Origin of the sequence: Streptomyces sp. NPDC058231, assembly GCF_042882275.1 — a bacterium.
GTDB lineage: Bacteria > Actinomycetota > Actinomycetes > Streptomycetales > Streptomycetaceae > Streptomyces.
In genome coordinates this window covers 91245-107508 of sequence record NZ_JBHVWN010000022.1, presented here as the reverse complement: position 1 = coordinate 107508, position 16264 = coordinate 91245, and the positions used below count along the sequence as shown (strand labels likewise).

Genomic DNA, 16264 nt, shown 5'->3' with positions numbered 1-16264 from the left:
CAACGTCAGATCATCGGCGAAATGCCGGTCGCCGGTGGCGTCGGGCACGTACTTCACACAGACAACGATCCTCAAGCTCACGCCGGCTCTCCTACTGCATCGTCATTTCCGGGCTGCCTTGTTGCACGCAGCATAGGCGCCTGATGGGGCGGTTTGCGGTCGGGGCGACCGACGCTCCGACCGAAATATTACTCGTCAGTACACCCAGTACCGTACCCATAAGCAAGCGCTTTGCACTGTGACCTAGCCGACGCCCGAGCCCAGGTGCCCCTTGGGACTTCTCAGTCCCGCAGCCCGGTGAAACGCCCCTGGTGATAGAGGAGCGGACGACCCCCTCCGGCCGGGTCGCCGACCACGGCCTCCGCGATCACGATCCGGTGGTCCCCCGCCGGGACCCGCGCCACCACGCGGCAGACCAGCCATGCGAGCACACCGTCGAGCACCGGTACGCCTTCCGGCCCACTGCTCCAATAGGTGGACGGACCGAACCGGTCGGCGCCACTGCGCGCGAATGTGGCGGCAAGATCCTGCTGGTGCTCACCGAGTATGTGTACGCCGACGTGCTCCGCCTCCGCAAGGACCGGCCAGGAGGAGGACGCGGTCCCCACACCGAAGGAGATCAGCGGCGGCTCGGCGGCGACGGAGTTCAGAGAGGTGGCGGTGAAGCCGACCGGCCGGTCACCTGCGGCGGTGATCACGGCGACCCCGGCGGCGTGCCGCCGGAAGACGGAGCGCAGGAGATCGGGCGATGCCGCGCGGGCGGTGGAGAGCTCGGGCGAAGCCGTCATGGAGGTGTCCTTCTGCGGGGGAGGCGTACGGGGCCGTGGACGCTCAGGCACCCGGACAGCGCGCACTCGCGTTGCGGGCGAGATCCACATGGGCCCGGCCGTAGAGAAGGAGTTCTGGCGGCATAGCGTCAGACTGACGATGCGTGGTGGGTGCAGTCAAGAGGGTTCCGCAATGTGGGAGATGCATCACGGTCTGTCACATCGCGGACCCCAGCGCGGCCACGACGTCGACGGTTCGTGGCTGTCCGGTCGCGCGGCGGACGATCCGGCCGGTGGCGTCGAGCACCAGCACCGTCGGCGTGCGGCTGATGCCGAGCTCACGTACGAGAGTGAGATGCGCCTCGGCGTCGATCTCCACATGGGCGACGCCTTCGACCATTCCCGCCACTTCCACGAGGGTGCGCCGGGTGGCCCGGCAGGGCTGGCAGAAGGCGCTGGAGAACTGCACCAGGGTGGCCCGCTCCCCCAGTTCCGCGCCGAGTTGAGCCGCGTCCAGCCTGCTCGCACGTGTCCGCCCGTCCACCTTCGGCCTCCTGTCAGAGTTCTTCGCAAGACGTCAGCACCATCGGCCGTGAGGACATTCCCCCCGGTTCCACGTGACGAGAATCTCGCGCCCCGAGCCCCCCGAGACTGGCCACCGCGACCCACATGGGGCACGATCGGCGCAATGCCGAAAACCTACGGCTGCGTAACTTCCGCCGGGAGAACCCTCCCCAGGCGCTGAAGAAGGGTCTTCTCCAGATGGCAGAACTCGTCTATCGGCCGGTCATCGGCGCCGCTCGCACCATGTTCAAGGCGCTGGACCTGAAGATCGACACTCAGGGTTCGGAGCACATCCCGAAGACCGGCGGTGCGGTACTGGTCAGCAACCACATCAGCTACCTCGACTTCATCTTCTCCGGGCTCACGGCGCTGCCGCAGAAGCGGCTGGTCCGCTTCATGGCGAAGGAATCGGTCTTCCGGCACAAGGTCTCCGGGCCCCTCATGCGGGGCATGAAGCACATCCCGGTCGACCGGAAGCAGGGCGAGGACGCGTACGCCCACGCGCTCGCCTCGTTGCGTTCCGGTGAGATCATCGGCGTCTTCCCCGAGGCGACCATCTCGCAGTCGTTCACCCTGAAGAGCTTCAAGTCGGGCGCCGCGCGGCTGGCCCAGGAGGCCGGGGTGCCGCTCATCCCGATGGCCCTGTGGGGCACGCAGCGGATCTGGACCAAGGGACGGCCGCGCAACTTCGGACGCAGCCACATCCCGGTGACGATCCGGGTCGGTGAGCCGGTGGAGGCCCCCACCGGCCAGTACGCGGGTGCGATCACCCGGCGGCTGCGGGAGCGGGTACAGGAGCTGCTCGAGGCCGCGCAGCGCGCCTACCCGGTGCGGCCGAAGGACGCGGCTGACACCTGGTGGGTGCCCACCCATCTCGGCGGTACGGCTCCGACCGCTGCCGAGGTGCGCGAGACCAGCTGACCGGCGGGCCCTGCGGCGCCGGAACCCCGGTCGAGACGTCACTCCGGGGGCACGGGCCGTGGTCCGCGCCGCCGGAGCCCGGACGAGGGCGCCCGGCCGCCCCGCCTCGGGACGGTTCAGAGCGCGGTCGGGAGAGTGCGCCACAACTGCGGGCGGTCCTCGGCACCCCGCAGAGCGCTCAGCACTGCCGGATGCGGTGCCGCGTAAAGGATCGGATGGTCCACTCCTTCGGACTCGTGCCCGATGGGCCAGGCCAGCCGCTCCCCGTCCAGGGAGAACTGGGCATCGACTCCGGGTTTGTTGCCGCGCGGGTCCTGACGGTCCCAGCGTTCCCTGCCGGGCAGGCGCAGGGCGATCAGCCCGTGCAGGACACCGGGCTCCCCGTTCTCGCCCCGGAAGCTCTGGTAGCAGAAGGCCGTCGGGATGCCCGCCGCGCGCAGCAGAGCCGCGAGCGCGTGCGACTTGGCATGACAGATGCCGTTGCGGGTGGCGAGGACGTCGGAGGCGCGCCAGGCGACCCGCAGATCACCCGAGTCGGCGGAGTGCGGAATGGTGTCGCGCACGAGCTCATAGGCGGCGACCGCATACGTATGGGGGTCGGCGGTCTCGGCCCGGAGCCGGTCGACGGTCTCCCGTACCACCGGGTGTCCGTGATCGATGGCCTCGTCGGCAGCGAGATAGTCAGAAATGTCAGCTTTTTGCTGAATCAGCTCCATGCACAGCGAGCGTACGGAAGCGACCGGCCGGAAACCAATAATTTTCCGGCCGGTCGCATATTCATACGCCTGGTATTACCTGGCGAGCTCTTCCTTCAGCGCGAGGACGAACGCGTCGACGTCGTCCTCCGTGGTGTCGTACGAACACATCCAGCGCACGTCGCCGGCGGCCTCGTCCCAGAAGTAGAAGCGGAAGCGCTTCTGGAGCCGCTGGGTCACGTCGTGCGGCAGCCGGGCGAAAACGGCGTTGGCCTGAACCGGGTGGAGGATCTCCACGCCGTCCACCGCTCGGACGCCCTCGGCCAGTCGTTGCGCCATCGCGTTGGCGTGCCGGCCGTTGCGCAGCCAGAGGTCGCCGGCGAGCAGCGCCTCCAGCTGCACCGACACGAAGCGCATCTTCGACGCGAGCTGCATCGACAGCTTCCGCACGTGCTTCATGGCCCGCACGGCTTCGGGGTTCAGGACCACGACGGCCTCACCGAAGAGCGCCCCGTTCTTGGTGGCGCCGAACGAGACGACGTCGACGCCGGCGTCGCTGGTGAAGGTCCGCACGGGCACGTCCAGCGACGCAGCGGCGTTGGCGAGCCGGGCCCCGTCGAGGTGGACCTTCATGCCCCGCTCGTGGGAGTGGTCGCAGATGGCCCGGATCTCGTCGGGGGTGTAGACCGTGCCGAGCTCGGTGTTCTGAGTGATCGACACGACCTGGGGCATGGCCCGGTGCTCGTCGTCCCAGCCGTACGCCTGCCGGTCGATGAGCTCGGGGGTGAGCTTGCCGTCCGGGGTCGGCACGGTGAGCAGCTTCAGGGCGCCGACCCGCTCCGGCGCACCGCCCTCGTCCACGTTGATGTGTGCGGACTCGGCGCAGATGACCGCGCCCCAGCGGTCCGTCAGTGCCTGCAGGGAGACGACGTTCGCGCCTGTGCCGTTGAAGACCGGGAACGCCTCGGCGGCGGGGCCGAAATGCCCCCGGATGACCTGCTGGAGGTTCTCGGTGTAGTCGTCCTCACCGTAGGCGATCTGGTGACCGCCGTTGGCGAGGGCGATGGCCGCGAGTATCTCCGGGTGGACGCCCGCGTAGTTGTCGCTGGCGAAACCGCGTACCTGCGGATCGTGGTGACGCCCTGCGTCGGTCGTCATGGTTGCGGAGTCAGCCACAGACGCTTTCCGTTCACTTCGGGGGCGGGCCGGTCCCAGACGCCGGCGATGGCATCGGCCAGTTCCTTGACGTCGGTGAAGCCCGCGAACTTCGCATTGGGGCGCTCGGCGCGCATCGCGTCGTGCACCAGTGCCTTGACGACCAGGATCGCAGCCGCGGACTTCGGGCCGTCCTCGCCCCCCGCCTTGCGGAAGGCGTCGGCGAGCGCGAGGGTCCATGCCTCGGCGGCCGCCTTCGACGCCGCGTAGGCCGCGTTGCCCTCGGTGGGCTTGCTCGCTCCGGCCGCGCTGGTCAGCAGGTACCGGCCGCGGTCGCTGCGCTGCAGCCCTCCCTGGAAGGCGAGCGAGGTGTGCTGGACGGTACGGATCAGCAGCTTCTCCAGCAGATCCCAGTCGGCGAGGTCGGTCTCGGCGAAGGTGGCGCTGCCGCGCCAGCCGCCGACGAGGTGGACCAGACCGTCGATCCGGCCGAATTCCTTCTCGGTCTTGTCCGCCCACTCACGGGCGGCGGCGAGATCGAGGAGATCGACGGTGTCGCCGGTGACGGTGGCGCCGCCGTGGGCGTACCGCGCGGCGTCCACGGCCTCCGCGAGCCGGGTGGCGTCAGCGTCCGAGGCGACGACGATCGCACCTGCCTCGGCGAGCCTGAGCAGCGTCGCGCGCCCCGCCGGTCCGGCGGCTCCGGCGACTGCGACAACAGCACCTTCGAGGGCACCGTTCCCGTTGCCGTTTCCGTTCATGGCCACCGCCTCCTTGGGACGAGCGCTCATGCTGCTGCCTGCCCGGCGTCCGCCGCGGTGATCCCCTTGGTGGAGGCGATCACGTTCTTCAGCTTCTTGGAGAGCGCCTCATAGAACATGCTCAGGGGAAACTCGTCCGGCAGCACGTCGTCGACGAGCTTACGCGGCGGCTGCGTGAGGTCCAGAGCGTCCGGTCCCTTGGCCCAGCGGGAGCCGGGGTGCGGGGCGAGGTAGGTGGCGACGAGGTCGTACGCGGCGAACCAGTGGACCAGCTTGGGCCGGTCGATGCCGTCGCGGTAGAGCTTCTCGATCTCACCGCAGAGCTGGTTGGTGACCTGCGGAGCGCGGTCCCAGTCGATCTTCAGGGTGTTGTCGGTCCAACGGATCACGTCGTGCTTGTGCAGGTACGCGAAGAGCAGCTGGCCGCCGAGGCCGTCGTAGTTGCGGACGCGCTCGCCGGTGACCGGGAAGCGGAACATCCGGTCGAAGAGTACGGCGTACTGCACGTCGCGGCCCTGCGGGAAGCCGTCCGCCTCCAGCTTCACCGCCTCCTTGAAGGCGGTGAGGTCGCAGCGCAGCTCCTCCAGGCCGTACATCCAGAACGGCTGGCGCTGCTTGATCATGAACGGGTCGAACGGCAGGTCGCCGTGGCTGTGGGTGCGGTCGTGGACCATGTCCCAGAGCACGAAGGCCTGCTCGCAGCGCGCCTGGTCGCCGACCATCTCACGGATGTCCTCGGGCAGCTGGACGCCGAGAAGCTCGACGGACGCCTCGGTGACACGACGGAAGCGCGCGGCCTCACGGTCGCAGAAGATGCCGCCCCAGCTGAACCGCTCGGGGGCTTCGCGCACGGCGATCGTCTCCGGGAAGAGCACCGCGGAGTTGGTGTCGTATCCGGAGGTGAAGTCCTCGAACGTGATGCCGCAGAACAGCGGGTTGTCGTACCGCGTGGCTTCGAGCTCGGCGAGCCACTCCGGCCAGACCATCCTGAGCACGACGGCTTCCAGGTTGCGGTCCGGATTGCCGTTCTGCGTGTACATGGGGAAGACGACCAGGTGCTGCAGCCCGTCGATCCGGTCGCCGGCGGGCTGGAAGGCGAGCAGCGAGTCGAGGAAGTCCGGGACGCCGAAGCCGCCCTCCTCCCAGCGGCGCAGATCCGCGACTAGAGCGCGGTGGTAGGCGGCGTCGTGCGGGAGCAGCGGGGCGAGCTCCTCGACCGCGGCGGTCACCCGCTCCAGCGCCGCCGGCACGACGGCGGGCGAGGGGGCGCCCTCGGCCTCGAAATCGATCGAGCCGTCCTTCGACTGCCAGGGACGGATCTCCTCCACGGCATTCTTGAGCGCGGGCCAAGCAGGGTGCTCGACCACCCGCTGGGCAGTAGACATGGCGCCGAGGGCAGCCTCGTGCACAAGAATTTCCGTCATCACACTTCCTCCACGGGAGAACCTCGCGTCAAACAACCGTATCCGTGTGCGGTTCTTCCAGACAAGTGGGGCCCAGAAAATTATCCTGCCGCACCCCCATGGTCACCGCCATTTTTCCTGTCGTGAGCCGCCGCGGCGGCTTCTTCCGTCGATTCATAGGCTTGCGGGGCCCCTTCGCGGGCAGCCGTGGTCGCACAGGCGAGCGTTCACTTCGTGCACGACGCGCCCACGCATGGGGGACGCGGCCCGAGGGCCGCCGCCGCTGCCGGTAGGACGGTGCGGAACACACCTCCGCCCCACCGCCCCTGGAGACCGACGCGTGAGTATCCGTGCCGTCCTTGTCGCTGCCGTCATCACCGGATTCCTGCTCGGTGCCACCGCCGTCCAGGGACACGGCGCCACTCCCTCTCGCGTGACCGGCTCCGTCTCCGGGCCGGGCCACTAGGCTGCCGAGGGCCGAATGCCGCAGTGCCGCGTGGGCAGGAGCAGCACGCGGGAGACACCGTCGACGGAAGCGAGACTGCCTTGACTTTTCTCACCATCGGCCATCGCGGGGTAATGGGGGTCGAGCCGGAGAACACCCTGCGGTCGTTCGTCCACGCCGAACAGGCCGGCATGGACGCCATCGAGCTGGACCTTCATCTGAGCAAGGACGGCGCGCTGGCCGTCATGCACGACGCCGACGTGGACCGGACGACCGACGGCACCGGGCCGATCGCCGAGAAGACCCTCGCGGAACTGCGTGAGCTCGATGCCGGGCAGGGCGAGCGGGTGCCCGTCTTCGAGGAGGTGCTCGACGCCGTGCGCTCCCCCGTACAGGCGGAGATCAAGGATGTGGCCGCCGCCCGGGCCCTGGCCGAGGTGATGCGACGCCGCGATCTCACCGACCGGGTCGAGGTGTCGTCCTTCCACGACGAGGCGGTCGCCGAGATCGCCCAGCTCGTGCCGGGGGTGAGGACCGTGCTCATCGCCAGCCGCTGGAAGAGCGACATCGTGGACCGGGCGAAGGCGGTGGGCGCGGCGACTCTCGCGCTGAACATCCGCCGCCTCACCCTGGAGGTGGTCGAGCAGGCGCACGCCGAAAACCTGCGGGTCATCGGGTGGGTGGTGAACACCCAGGATCATCTGCGGCTGGTACGCGCCCTGCGGCTGGACGGCGCCACCACCGACTTCCCGGAGATCCGTCGCGCAGGCCGCTTCACCGCATAGCCGCGCAGGCCCTGGCCGGGGCGCCCGCCACGGTGTGATCCCTTGTCCGCACGGGCGGCCCGGCTGCCGCTGCCGCCCGCGCGGACCACACGCGCAGCCGGGCCCGCGGCCCGTCGTCCGTCACGCGCCGGGTTCACCGACCCGAGCGCGTTGTCCGCCGCGGACCACGTCCAGGGGGTGCCGGCCGACGAATTCGAGGACGGTCTGCGCGACGAGTGACGGATCCTCCAACGGCATCGCGTGGCTGACGCCCGGGAGGAGAATCTCTTCGGCGTGCGCGAGACGCCCGGCCAGGGCGCGGTTCCGCACGCGGTAGGGAGTGCCGAGACGCTCCCCCTCCGCTCCCGCAACCAGCAGCGTCGGCTGCCCGAGGCCGTCGAGACCGGCCGCGTCCGAGTCCCAGCCGCCCAGCGCGGCCATCTCGTGCTCGAAGAAGTACCGGCCGCCGCGGACCGCCTCCTCGAGGCCTGCCGCGCCCAGCGTCCGCACGAAGACGTCCCGGTAGCCGGGGCTGCAGACGTGCCCGGGGAAGAAGTCGAACGCCCGCTCCAGATCGCCTTCCTTGGCGGCGGCGACCGCGTTGCGCATCGCATCGCTCTTCGACTCGCCCGCGACATGCGGAAATGCCGGTTCCATGAGCACCATCGACCCCACCAGTCCGGGGTGTGCGGCCGCCAATTGCAGGGCCACGCTGCCACCGCTTGAGTGGCCGACCACATGGGCCCGCTCGATCCCCCGGGCCTGAAGGACGTCGGCGAGGTGCCGGGCGTGATCGACGAGGCTCAGCCCGCCGCTCAGGTCACGGCTGAGGCCGTAACCCGCACGGTGCGTGCGCACGACCCGGCAGCCCGGCAGCAACTGGGCAAGCGGGGCGAACCAGTCGGCACAGAAGGAGGCGTGGACCAGGAGGACCGGCTCCCCGCTTCCCTCGTCCCAGAACGCGATGTCCGCGTCCTCCGTCTGCAGATGTCGAACGGTTCCCATGAGCGACCACTTTCGTACCGAGAGCCCGAGGCGGGTTTCCACCCCCACAACGTGAGGCCCGCGGTCCCGTTACGGATCCGGGTCGATGTCCACACCGACGGCCGCTTCCAGCGGTGGGCGGCCAGGGGGGCCGTCCGGGGCACCCGCGCCGGGCGTGATCCGAACGAAAGACCCTAGTTCTTCAGATCCTTGATCAGCAGCTCGAAGGCGAGGTCGTCGCGCTGCGGAATCCCGAAGCGCTCGTCGCCGTACGGGAACGGGCTCAGTTCCCCGGTGCGGCGGTAACCGCGGCGCTCGTAGTAGGCGATCAGCTCCTCGCGCACCGAGATCACGGTCATGTGCATCTCGGTCGCTCCCCAGCTCTCCCTGACGGTGCGCTCGGCCTCGGCGATGATCGCCTTGCCGAGCCCGCCGCCCTGCAGTTCCGGGCGGACCGCGAACATCCCGAAGTAGGCGGCCTCACCACGGTGTTCGAGCTGGCAGCAGGCGATCAGTCCGCCGTCCCGCTCGACCACCAGCAGGCGGCTGCCGGGAGACTCGACGACTGCGCGGACACCTTCCGGGTCGGTCCGCTGCCCCTGCAGGATGTCCGCCTCGGTCGTCCAGCCCGCCCGGCTGGAGTCCCCCCGGTACGCCGATTCGATCAGCGTCACGAGCGCGGGCACATCGGCCTCCGTGGCGTCGCGGAAGGTCAGCTGTGTCGATTCGCGGGGCGGGGCGGTGTCCATGGTGAAGCTCTCCGTTCGCTGCTGAGGCCGTGCCGCAGCAGCGTAACCCGGCGGCTCACGCCCAAGGACTGTCCCGTGATCCACGGCATGCACACGGTGACGGCCACGGCGCCTCGCCGCACTGTCGGTCCGACCGCACCCAACCGGTTGCGAGGGTGCCCCTCCACCTTGCGGCGCACCGCATCCGTCGCCGTGCGCCGATCCCCCGCGGATCGCGGCACAGCCCTTAGGGTCTGGCGCATGGTGCATGTGCTGAGCAGCCGCGTCCTGCTGCGCCCGACGGACCCCGAGCGATCGCGGACGTTCTACGGGGAGTCCCTCGGACTGCCGGTGTACCGGGAGTTCGGCACGGGGCCCGAGCGGGGCACGGTCTACTTCCTGGGCGGCGGCTTCCTGGAGGTCTCCGGGCGCTCCGCCGCGTCGCCGTCGCCCGGTCTGCAGCTGTGGATGCAGGTCGCTGACGTCCGGGCGGCACACGAGGAGCTGTCGGCCCGCGGCGTCCACGTGGAGCGGCCGCCGGTGCGCGAGCCGTGGGGGCTCGTGGAGATGTGGATCTCCGATCCGGACGGGGTGCGGATCGCCGTCGTCGAGGTTCCGGAGGACCATCCGCTGCGCCACCGGCCCTGACGACGGAGGTCCGCGCCGCCGCCGTCGGAACCCGAGGCACCTCGCCCCTTCGGTGAGCTCCTCCCACGCGCTCCCCTTGTACATCAGTGCGCTGCGTACGATCTGCCGGACCTGGGCATCGACTAGTCGACACCGACGTCGTACGTCCTGGGGAGGTGCGCTGTGCACGGACCGGCGATGTCCGGCTGGCTGCTGATGGCGTTGTGCGGGGTGACGGGCGCCTACTGCCTGCTGCGGATGCGCAGCGGGACGGAGGAGGAGCGCAGGACAGCGCGCGCGGAGGCGGTGATGGGCTTCGGCATGGCCGCGATGGCGTTACCCGCCGCGGCGGTCCCCGCGCCCGCCTGGGGATGGGCGGTGTACGTGGCGCTGTTCGGCGGTGCCGCGTTGCGCGCCCTCTGGTTCGCCCGGCACAGGGGCCACCATCTGCACCATCTGGTCGGCTCGCTGGCGATGGTCTACATGGCCGTGGCGATGGCACCGGGCAACGGCGGGGCGGGGCACGGCGGAGCCAGTGGGCACGGCATGCATCAGATGGCCCACGTCGCCGGTGGTGTGCCGCTGCTGACCGGGCTGCTGCTGGTCTACTACACGGCCTACGTGCTGCGGTCCGGGGCCCGGCTGATACCCGTCGCCGTCACCGCGGGTGCGGGCGGTGAGCAGGCGGGGGGTGCCTGGGGGGCACGGCCGGAGCTGGCACTGGCCTGCCGGCTGACGATGGGGATCGCGATGCTCGCGATGCTGCTCACGCTGTGAGACGAGGGGCGGAGCCGACGGTGGCGTACGTCACTTGCCGCGCGCGGCCATACCCGTGGGTACCGCACCCCTCATAGGCTGACGTCATGTTGGTCTCCCTCGTGCTGCTGCTGCTCGGTGCACTGGCCGCCGTCGTGACCCCGCGGCTGATGGCGCGGGCCGAATGGCCGGAGCGCGAGCCCGTCGTGGCGCTGTGGGTGTGGCAGTGCGTGGTGGCCGGGGTGCTGCTGTCCTTCGGCCTCTCCATGACCTTCAGCGCGGCCGCCGCCTGGCAGGCGGTGCGTGGGCAGGTGTTCGCGCCCGCGCCGCACGCCGTGGTGGAGGCCTACGCGCTGGCCGCGTACGGGCCGTGGTCCGCCGTCATCGCCGTGCTGTTGGCGCTGGGCGGCGTCTGGACCGTGGCGATGCTGACCCGGGAGATCCGCCGGGCGCGGCTGCGGCGCAAGCAGCGCCGGGCCGAACTACTGGTCCGTTCCCCGTTGATGCCCGGCGAGGAGTCCGGCAGCCGGCTCGTGGTGCTGGAGGGTGAGCGCCCTGATGCCTGGTGGCTTCCAGGAGCTGCGCCCCAACTGGTCATCACCACAGCGGCACTTGGCCGACTGAAAGGCCGTCAGCTGGATGCGGTGCTCGCCCATGAGCAGGGGCACGCGCAGGCACGGCACGACTGGCTGCTGCACTGTTCCACGGCGCTGGCGACCGGATTCCCGCAGGTTCCGGTGTTCGCCGCGTTCCGTGACGAGATGCACCGACTCGTCGAGCTGGCCGCGGACGATGTGGCGTCTCGGCGCTTCGGCCGGCTGACGATCGCTCTCGCACTGGTCGAACTGAACGAGGACCGGGGCGTCTTCGGACCTTCCCAGGCGCCTGACGCACAGCTGCCGCTGCGGGTGAACCGGCTCCTGTCCCCGGTGGAACGGCTGACCGCCGCACGGCGGCTGCGGTTGACCGCGGCCGCCGCACTGGTGCCGGTGGTGCCGCTGCTGGTGGCCTTCGTGCCGGGACTCAGCGCGCTGAGGTAGGCGGACCCGCGGTCCGTCGGCCAGGATCACCCCCATGATCTCCCCTTCCGCGCGCCCGCTCCCGCCGGACCGTGCGCCCAGCTGGTCGTCCGCTCTCGGGGCCGGCATCGCGTGCGCCGTACCGGCCCTGGCGCTGCTGGTCCTGGTTGCCGTGCGCTGGTCCCCGCTGATGGCTCTGGACCGTACGGTCGCCGGGACACTGCACCGGCGGGCGGTGACGGAGCCGGGGCTCGTGCACGTCAACCGGATCCTGACGGACTGGGTGTGGGACCCCTGGACGATGCGTCTTCTCGTCGCGGTGGCGGTGGTCCTGCTGTGGTGGCGCGGGGAACGGGTGCTCGCGGGGTGGGTGGCGGCGACGAGCCTGATCGCCGCGGTGCTGCAGCAGGGGCTCAAGGCGGCGATCGGACGGGCACGCCCGCGGTGGCCGGACCCGGTCGACTCCGCACAGTATTCGGCGTTCCCGTCGGGTCACGCCATGACCGCGATGGTGAGCTGCGGCCTGCTCCTGTGGCTGCTGCACCGGCACGGGGTGGGAAGGCGGGTGTGGGCGGGCGCACTCGCGGTGGCGTGGATCTCGGTGATCGGGGTGGGGGTCACCCGGCTCTATCTGGGGGTGCACTGGATGAGCGATGTCCTGGGCGGCTGGCTGACAGGAGCAGCGCTGGTCGCGTTCTCGATCGCCGGATTCGCCCGGTACGAGGGGCGCGGGCGGGCGGGCTTGCCGCGCGCTCCCTGAACCGGCAAGGATCGGGCCATGATGATCAAAGGTGTGCTCTTCGACTTCTCCGGGACCCTGTTCCGCGTCGAATCGGTGCGGTCCTGGCTCGCCGCGGTCCTCGCCGAGCAGGAGATGCGCGTGGACGCCGCCGCCTTCGAGCGATACGCGGAGGGTCTGACGGCCGCAGGGGCGCTGCCGGGCGGCCCGGCTCCGCAGCACGTCCCCGACCGGCTCGCCGAGGTGTGGGCCACACGCGACGAGAGCGCGGAACGGCACCGGGAGGCGTACGTCGGTCTGGCCCGTCAGGTGGCCCTGCCGGATCCAGGGCTGTACGACGCGCTGTACGACCGGCACCGATCACCGGCGGCGTGGCGGCCGTATCCCGATGCGGAGGAGGTTCTGGGGTCGCTGCGCGCGAGCGGGATCCGGGTCTGCGTGGTCAGCAACATCGGCTGGGACCTGCGACCGGTCTTCCGGGCCCATGGACTGGACGCCCGGGTCGATGCCTATGTCCTGTCGTACGAGCACGGCGTGCAGAAGCCGGATCCACAGCTTTTTCACACCGCCTGCACACTCATCCAGCAGGATCCGACGGATGTGGTGATGGTCGGAGACGACCGGCACGCGGACGGTGGAGCGGCGGCGCTGGGCTGCGACGTGCGCTTCGTGGAACATCTGCCGGTGGAGGAGAGGCCGGACGCGCTGCGGGCCCTCGGACTGGTTCCATGATCGGGAGGGCGAACATGTGAGAGATGTCCCTGACGCCCAATGGGTCTGATTGTCACACCGTGGCCTTAGCCTGGAGGCATGTCCCGTCCTCCATACTCATCTGATTCCGTGCGCTCCGCCGCAGTGGTGAATGAAGAGATTCGCGACCTGTGGCAGCATTCGGGCGGGTGCCTGTCCCCGGACGACGAGGACCAGTACCAGCGCCTGCTGGTGGAGTGGGCAGCGGTGACGGGCGGCAGCGCGAGGTCCGCCGCCTGACAGTCCGGCCGGGTCCGGAAGGACTCCCCTGGGCCTGAGCCCCTGAATCAGCCGGTCACGCGGCCGGACCGTGACCCGGATTCACCCTCGCCGTCCACGGTGACCGGCGGTGATGCCACCTCCGACGAGCGTCGGACCGCCCGGACGTGGAGAAGATCCTCGGCCATGCGCCCCGGGATCCCGTCGGCCGGGTCGGTCATTCACTGTGCGCCGTGGCACGATGCCCAGCACCCTGGAGTCATGACTTCTGCCCCGATCGTGATTTTCCGGCCGTCGCCCTCCGGCGGGCGACGTGTCACCGTCCAGCGTGACGGGCGGGCCCGGATCCTGGGTCTCGCCCACTCCGATCACGATGTGATCGTCTTCCTGGAGGGTGCGGGGCTCGACGACCCCGAGCGGCTCCTCGACATCCCCGAATGGGTCGAGTGGCGTGGCGGCCGGGCCCACCGGTACGAAGCCGCGTAGGGAACGGATGCCCCGGCGTGGCCGCGCTCGCGGACGTGTCCGGCGGCCCGGGGGTGTTCGCGGCGCGGCCGCGTGGGCGTGTTCCGCCCGGCGAGGATCCGCCCGGAGGAACACGCCGTGGTGCGGCCGGATCAGTGGTCGAAGTAGTCCGGCTGGGTCTGCACGTTGAGCTCCGGTATCCGTACCCGCTTCGCCGGGTCGGTCCGCCGGTCGTCGAGCCGCAGGACGTCGAAGCCCTTGGCGATGTCGTTGGAGTAGATGTAGCCGTTGTAGTAGTACGCCGACCAGGGGCCGGCTGTGGTGACGGCATCGAGGTTGACGGGGCCGCGCTCGAAGTACGCGATCTCCTTCGGCGCCGAGGAGTCGGTGAAGTCCCATACCGAGACCCCGCCTTGGTACCAGGCCTGAACCATCAGGTCACGGCCCTTGACCGGGATGATCGAACCGTTGTGGGCGACACAGACCTCGGTGGCGGCCTGCGGGCGGTCGATCTTGAAGTAGCTGCGGAAGACCAGCTTGCGGTGGTCGCCCCTGCCGACGATGTCGTAGATGCCGTCGGCACCCCGCTTGGGCCCGATCTCCTCGTTGCAGGTGGCGGCGCCGCCGCCGCCGAGCTCATCGGTGAAGACGACCTTGTCCGCCTTCTGGTTGAACGTCGCCGAGTGCCAGAACGCGAAGTTCACGTTGTCCTGCACCCGGTCGATGATCCGGGGGTTCTCCGGGTCCTCGATGGAGAACAGCAGGCCGTCGCCCATGCAGGCACCGGCGGCCAGGTTCTTCGACGGCAGCACGGTGATGTCGTGGCATCCGGTCGTCTTCGAGACACCCGGGTTGGTGGGCGCGCCCGGGTTGCCGCCGTCCGGGAAGAGCACCGGGAAGTTCACGACCGCGGCCTCCTCGGGCGCCTTGCGCGGCACCTTGATGACGGAAATGCCGTCGTGCGGCGGCCTGCAGTCGGGGAAGGTGTCGCTCGGTGAGTACGAGGAGACGTACACGTACACACTGCTGCGCCGGGGAACCAGCGTGTGGGTGTGCGAACCGCACGCGGTCTCGACGGCGGCGACGTACTTCGGGTTGCGCTTGTCGCTGATGTCGAAGATCTTCATGCCCTCCCAGGAGGACTTCTCCGTGGCGGGCTGAGTGGTGCTGGTGCACGAGTTGTCGCTGCGCGACGAGTCGGTGGACAGGAACAGCAGGTTCCCGGAGACCGAGATGTCGTTCTGCGATCCCGGGCAGAGGACCTGGGCGACGGTCCTCGGGACCTTCGGGTTGCTGATGTCGTAGATCCGGAAGCCGTCGTAGTTTCCGGCAAAGGCGTACCTGCCCTGGAACGCCAGGTCCGTGTTGAGACCCTGCAGCGCGTCCTTAGGGACGTTGGTGAGATGGGTGATGTTGTCGCTGTGGACGATCTCGTCCACGCCCGGCACCTCGCCGGCCTCGATGGCGGCCGCGGCAGCGGCCTGCCGGCCGGCGGAGACGCCGGAACGGACGGCGGGTAAGTCACCGGGATCGGGCGTCGCGGCCGCGGGTCCGGCCGCCAGCACCGTGGCAAGGAGTCCGGCGGCGGCGGCCGCCACACCCAGGCGTCCGAGACCTGCCGGGACGGTGTGCAACGAGGTCACTGATTCCTCCCAAGTATCCGTACGTGGTTGAAGAGTTGACGGACCCCGGCAGTATCTTCCTTCCCATGGGTATCCCAACAGATGGCAACAGAGACGTAATGAAAGTTTCTGCCGGGCACTGTTCGGATGCGAGCAGAAACCGCCCGCAACCACCTCATGTGGCAATGGAGGCAGCTTTGTTGATCCGCCGTCGGACTGCGCGCCTGCGCGTATCGATCCTCGTCGCGGCCCTTTCGGCGGCCGTGCTCACGCTCGTCGCATGCGATGTGGACAGTGACGCCCCTCAGGCGAACAAGCATGCGGACGGAGGCCGTTCGGTGCTCGCGCCAGGGAAGCCCGGCGAGCCCGCACAGACACTTTCCGCAGCGGAGGCCGCAGAGGCCGCCGGGGACGACACCCCCAACTCTGCCGACTTCCGCTACGTACAACGCATGATCCAGCACCACACCCAGGCAGTGGAGTTGACTGCTCTGGTGCCGTCCCGTTCCGCCTCCAGCCGGGTCAAACGCCTCGCCGAACGCATCGCCGCGGCGCAGGGTCCGGAGATCGGCGCCATGGAGGGATGGCTCGAGCACCACGACGGCGAGAAGCGGGAGACCGGTCATGACCACTCCGGCATGCCCGGGATGGCGACACCGTCGCAGCTGAAGCACTTGCGGGCGGCGCACGGCACCGCCTTCGACGAACTCTTCCTGAAGCTGATGATCACCCACCACCGGGGAGCTATCACGATGGCGACGGAGGCCCTTTCGGAGGGGAACAACGTGCAGGTCGAGGAGATGGCCGACGATGTCGTCGCCCAGCAGACGGCCGAGATCGACCGGATGCGTTCGTTGTCCTCCTGATGAAGGATGCGGGG

The 16264-nt window shown here is 69.7% G+C and carries 20 protein-coding genes and 1 pseudogene; 11 read left to right on the top strand and 10 right to left on the bottom strand.

What is annotated here, in order from left to right; all coding sequences use genetic code 11:
- The 3 genes and pseudogenes from ACFVXE_RS17645 to ACFVXE_RS17635 form a co-directional block, all read right to left on the bottom strand.
- Positions 1-81: pseudogene (locus tag ACFVXE_RS17645) on the bottom strand (electron transfer flavoprotein subunit beta); the annotation flags it as partial.
- A gap of 200 nt (positions 82-281) precedes the next feature.
- Positions 282-788: a flavin reductase family protein gene (locus ACFVXE_RS17640; protein WP_389672038.1), complete on the bottom strand. Its 507-nt coding sequence runs from the start codon at positions 786-788 to the stop codon at positions 282-284.
- Positions 789-984: 196 nt separating this feature from the next.
- Positions 985-1311, bottom strand: coding sequence for a TlpA family protein disulfide reductase (locus tag ACFVXE_RS17635; RefSeq protein ID WP_389672037.1), 327 nt, complete (start codon positions 1309-1311; stop codon positions 985-987).
- A 218-nt stretch (positions 1312-1529) separates the two neighbouring features.
- On the opposite strand from ACFVXE_RS17635, the gene ACFVXE_RS17630 reads away from it, so the two are divergent.
- Positions 1530-2252, top strand: coding sequence for a lysophospholipid acyltransferase family protein (locus ACFVXE_RS17630; protein WP_389672044.1), 723 nt, complete (start codon positions 1530-1532; stop codon positions 2250-2252).
- 116 nt (positions 2253-2368) lie between these two features.
- On the opposite strand, the gene ACFVXE_RS17625 is transcribed toward ACFVXE_RS17630, so the two are convergent.
- The 4 genes from ACFVXE_RS17625 to ACFVXE_RS17610 all read right to left on the bottom strand — a co-directional run bounded on the left by ACFVXE_RS17625 (position 2369) and on the right by ACFVXE_RS17610 (position 6287).
- Positions 2369-2968 carry a transglutaminase domain-containing protein gene (locus tag ACFVXE_RS17625; RefSeq protein WP_389672036.1) on the bottom strand — a complete coding sequence of 200 codons (600 nt, stop codon included), beginning with the start codon at positions 2966-2968 and terminating at the stop codon, positions 2369-2371.
- Between the two features lie 75 nt (positions 2969-3043).
- Positions 3044-4105 (bottom strand): threonine aldolase family protein, encoded by a 1062-nt coding sequence (locus ACFVXE_RS17620; RefSeq protein WP_389672035.1) that lies wholly within the window; start codon positions 4103-4105, stop codon positions 3044-3046.
- Complete coding sequence (locus tag ACFVXE_RS17615) at positions 4102-4893, bottom strand: SDR family NAD(P)-dependent oxidoreductase (RefSeq protein ID WP_389672034.1); 792 nt, start codon at positions 4891-4893, stop codon at positions 4102-4104. The genes ACFVXE_RS17620 and ACFVXE_RS17615 overlap by 4 nt, the downstream gene beginning before the upstream one ends.
- Positions 4890-6287 (bottom strand): DUF6421 family protein, encoded by a 1398-nt coding sequence (locus ACFVXE_RS17610; protein WP_389672033.1) that lies wholly within the window; start codon positions 6285-6287, stop codon positions 4890-4892. Before ACFVXE_RS17610 ends, ACFVXE_RS17615 begins: the two co-directional genes overlap by 4 nt.
- Before the next feature lie 319 nt (positions 6288-6606).
- Between ACFVXE_RS17610 and ACFVXE_RS17605 the strand changes: the two genes are divergently transcribed.
- Entirely contained in the window at positions 6607-6732 is a 126-nt protein-coding gene (locus ACFVXE_RS17605; RefSeq protein WP_389672032.1) for a hypothetical protein, read from the top strand.
- A 113-nt stretch (positions 6733-6845) separates the two neighbouring features.
- The gene (locus ACFVXE_RS17600) at positions 6846-7496 is read left to right on the top strand and encodes a glycerophosphodiester phosphodiesterase (RefSeq protein WP_389672043.1); all 651 of its coding nucleotides are present in this window, start codon (positions 6846-6848) and stop codon (positions 7494-7496) included.
- Between the two features lie 120 nt (positions 7497-7616).
- Here the strand turns inward: ACFVXE_RS17600 and ACFVXE_RS17595 are convergent, their stop codons facing one another.
- A complete protein-coding gene (locus tag ACFVXE_RS17595) occupies positions 7617-8480 on the bottom strand; it encodes an alpha/beta fold hydrolase (RefSeq protein ID WP_389672031.1) in 864 nt (287 codons plus the stop codon).
- 173 nt (positions 8481-8653) lie between these two features.
- Positions 8654-9208: a GNAT family N-acetyltransferase gene (locus tag ACFVXE_RS17590; protein WP_389672030.1), complete on the bottom strand. Its 555-nt coding sequence runs from the start codon at positions 9206-9208 to the stop codon at positions 8654-8656.
- A 240-nt stretch (positions 9209-9448) separates the two neighbouring features.
- Here ACFVXE_RS17590 and ACFVXE_RS17585 point away from each other — a divergent pair, with 240 nt between their 5' ends.
- The 7 genes from ACFVXE_RS17585 to ACFVXE_RS17555 all read left to right on the top strand — a co-directional run bounded on the left by ACFVXE_RS17585 (position 9449) and on the right by ACFVXE_RS17555 (position 13783).
- Positions 9449-9835: a VOC family protein gene (locus ACFVXE_RS17585; protein WP_389672029.1), complete on the top strand. Its 387-nt coding sequence runs from the start codon at positions 9449-9451 to the stop codon at positions 9833-9835.
- Positions 9836-9997: 162 nt separating this feature from the next.
- A complete protein-coding gene (locus ACFVXE_RS17580; protein ID WP_389672028.1) occupies positions 9998-10591 on the top strand; it encodes a DUF5134 domain-containing protein in 594 nt (197 codons plus the stop codon).
- An 86-nt stretch (positions 10592-10677) separates the two neighbouring features.
- The gene (locus ACFVXE_RS17575; RefSeq protein WP_389672027.1) at positions 10678-11610 is read left to right on the top strand and encodes a M56 family metallopeptidase; all 933 of its coding nucleotides are present in this window, start codon (positions 10678-10680) and stop codon (positions 11608-11610) included.
- Between the two features lie 34 nt (positions 11611-11644).
- On the top strand, positions 11645-12349 hold the full coding sequence (locus ACFVXE_RS17570) for a phosphatase PAP2 family protein (protein ID WP_389672026.1): 705 nt from the start codon (positions 11645-11647) through the stop codon (positions 12347-12349).
- A gap of 18 nt (positions 12350-12367) precedes the next feature.
- Positions 12368-13060, top strand: coding sequence for an HAD family hydrolase (locus ACFVXE_RS17565; RefSeq protein ID WP_389672025.1), 693 nt, complete (start codon positions 12368-12370; stop codon positions 13058-13060).
- A gap of 78 nt (positions 13061-13138) precedes the next feature.
- Positions 13139-13318, top strand: a complete 180-nt coding sequence (locus ACFVXE_RS17560; RefSeq protein ID WP_389672024.1) for a hypothetical protein — start codon at positions 13139-13141, stop codon at positions 13316-13318.
- Positions 13319-13558: 240 nt separating this feature from the next.
- Entirely contained in the window at positions 13559-13783 is a 225-nt protein-coding gene (locus ACFVXE_RS17555) for a hypothetical protein (protein WP_389672023.1), read from the top strand.
- Positions 13784-13914: 131 nt separating this feature from the next.
- On the opposite strand, the gene ACFVXE_RS17550 is transcribed toward ACFVXE_RS17555, so the two are convergent.
- Positions 13915-15405, bottom strand: coding sequence for an LVIVD repeat-containing protein (locus ACFVXE_RS17550; protein ID WP_389672022.1), 1491 nt, complete (start codon positions 15403-15405; stop codon positions 13915-13917).
- Between the two features lie 158 nt (positions 15406-15563).
- Here ACFVXE_RS17550 and ACFVXE_RS17545 point away from each other — a divergent pair, with 158 nt between their 5' ends.
- Positions 15564-16250, top strand: coding sequence for a DUF305 domain-containing protein (locus ACFVXE_RS17545; RefSeq protein ID WP_389672042.1), 687 nt, complete (start codon positions 15564-15566; stop codon positions 16248-16250).
- Positions 16251-16264 lie beyond the last annotated feature (14 nt).

Excerpts from the sequence above, each read along its gene's own strand:
- ACFVXE_RS17625 (WP_389672036.1), bottom strand. The coding sequence starts at position 2,968 with ATGGAGCTGATTCAGCAAAAAGCTGACATTTCTGACTATCTCGCTGCC.
- ACFVXE_RS17565 (WP_389672025.1), top strand. The coding sequence starts at position 12,368 with ATGATGATCAAAGGTGTGCTCTTCGACTTCTCCGGGACCCTGTTCCGC.
- ACFVXE_RS17570 (WP_389672026.1), top strand. The coding sequence starts at position 11,645 with ATGATCTCCCCTTCCGCGCGCCCGCTCCCGCCGGACCGTGCGCCCAGC.
- ACFVXE_RS17615 (WP_389672034.1), bottom strand. The coding sequence starts at position 4,893 with ATGAGCGCTCGTCCCAAGGAGGCGGTGGCCATGAACGGAAACGGCAAC.
- ACFVXE_RS17620 (WP_389672035.1), bottom strand. The coding sequence starts at position 4,105 with ATGACGACCGACGCAGGGCGTCACCACGATCCGCAGGTACGCGGTTTC.
- ACFVXE_RS17575 (WP_389672027.1), top strand. The coding sequence starts at position 10,678 with ATGTTGGTCTCCCTCGTGCTGCTGCTGCTCGGTGCACTGGCCGCCGTC.
- ACFVXE_RS17640 (WP_389672038.1), bottom strand. The coding sequence starts at position 788 with ATGACGGCTTCGCCCGAGCTCTCCACCGCCCGCGCGGCATCGCCCGAT.
- ACFVXE_RS17600 (WP_389672043.1), top strand. The coding sequence starts at position 6,846 with ATGGGGGTCGAGCCGGAGAACACCCTGCGGTCGTTCGTCCACGCCGAA.
- ACFVXE_RS17610 (WP_389672033.1), bottom strand. The coding sequence starts at position 6,287 with ATGACGGAAATTCTTGTGCACGAGGCTGCCCTCGGCGCCATGTCTACT.
- ACFVXE_RS17555 (WP_389672023.1), top strand. The coding sequence starts at position 13,559 with ATGACTTCTGCCCCGATCGTGATTTTCCGGCCGTCGCCCTCCGGCGGG.
- ACFVXE_RS17595 (WP_389672031.1), bottom strand. The coding sequence starts at position 8,480 with ATGGGAACCGTTCGACATCTGCAGACGGAGGACGCGGACATCGCGTTC.
- ACFVXE_RS17585 (WP_389672029.1), top strand. The coding sequence starts at position 9,449 with ATGGTGCATGTGCTGAGCAGCCGCGTCCTGCTGCGCCCGACGGACCCC.
- ACFVXE_RS17630 (WP_389672044.1), top strand. The coding sequence starts at position 1,530 with ATGGCAGAACTCGTCTATCGGCCGGTCATCGGCGCCGCTCGCACCATG.
- ACFVXE_RS17590 (WP_389672030.1), bottom strand. The coding sequence starts at position 9,208 with ATGGACACCGCCCCGCCCCGCGAATCGACACAGCTGACCTTCCGCGAC.
- ACFVXE_RS17560 (WP_389672024.1), top strand. The coding sequence starts at position 13,139 with ATGTCCCGTCCTCCATACTCATCTGATTCCGTGCGCTCCGCCGCAGTG.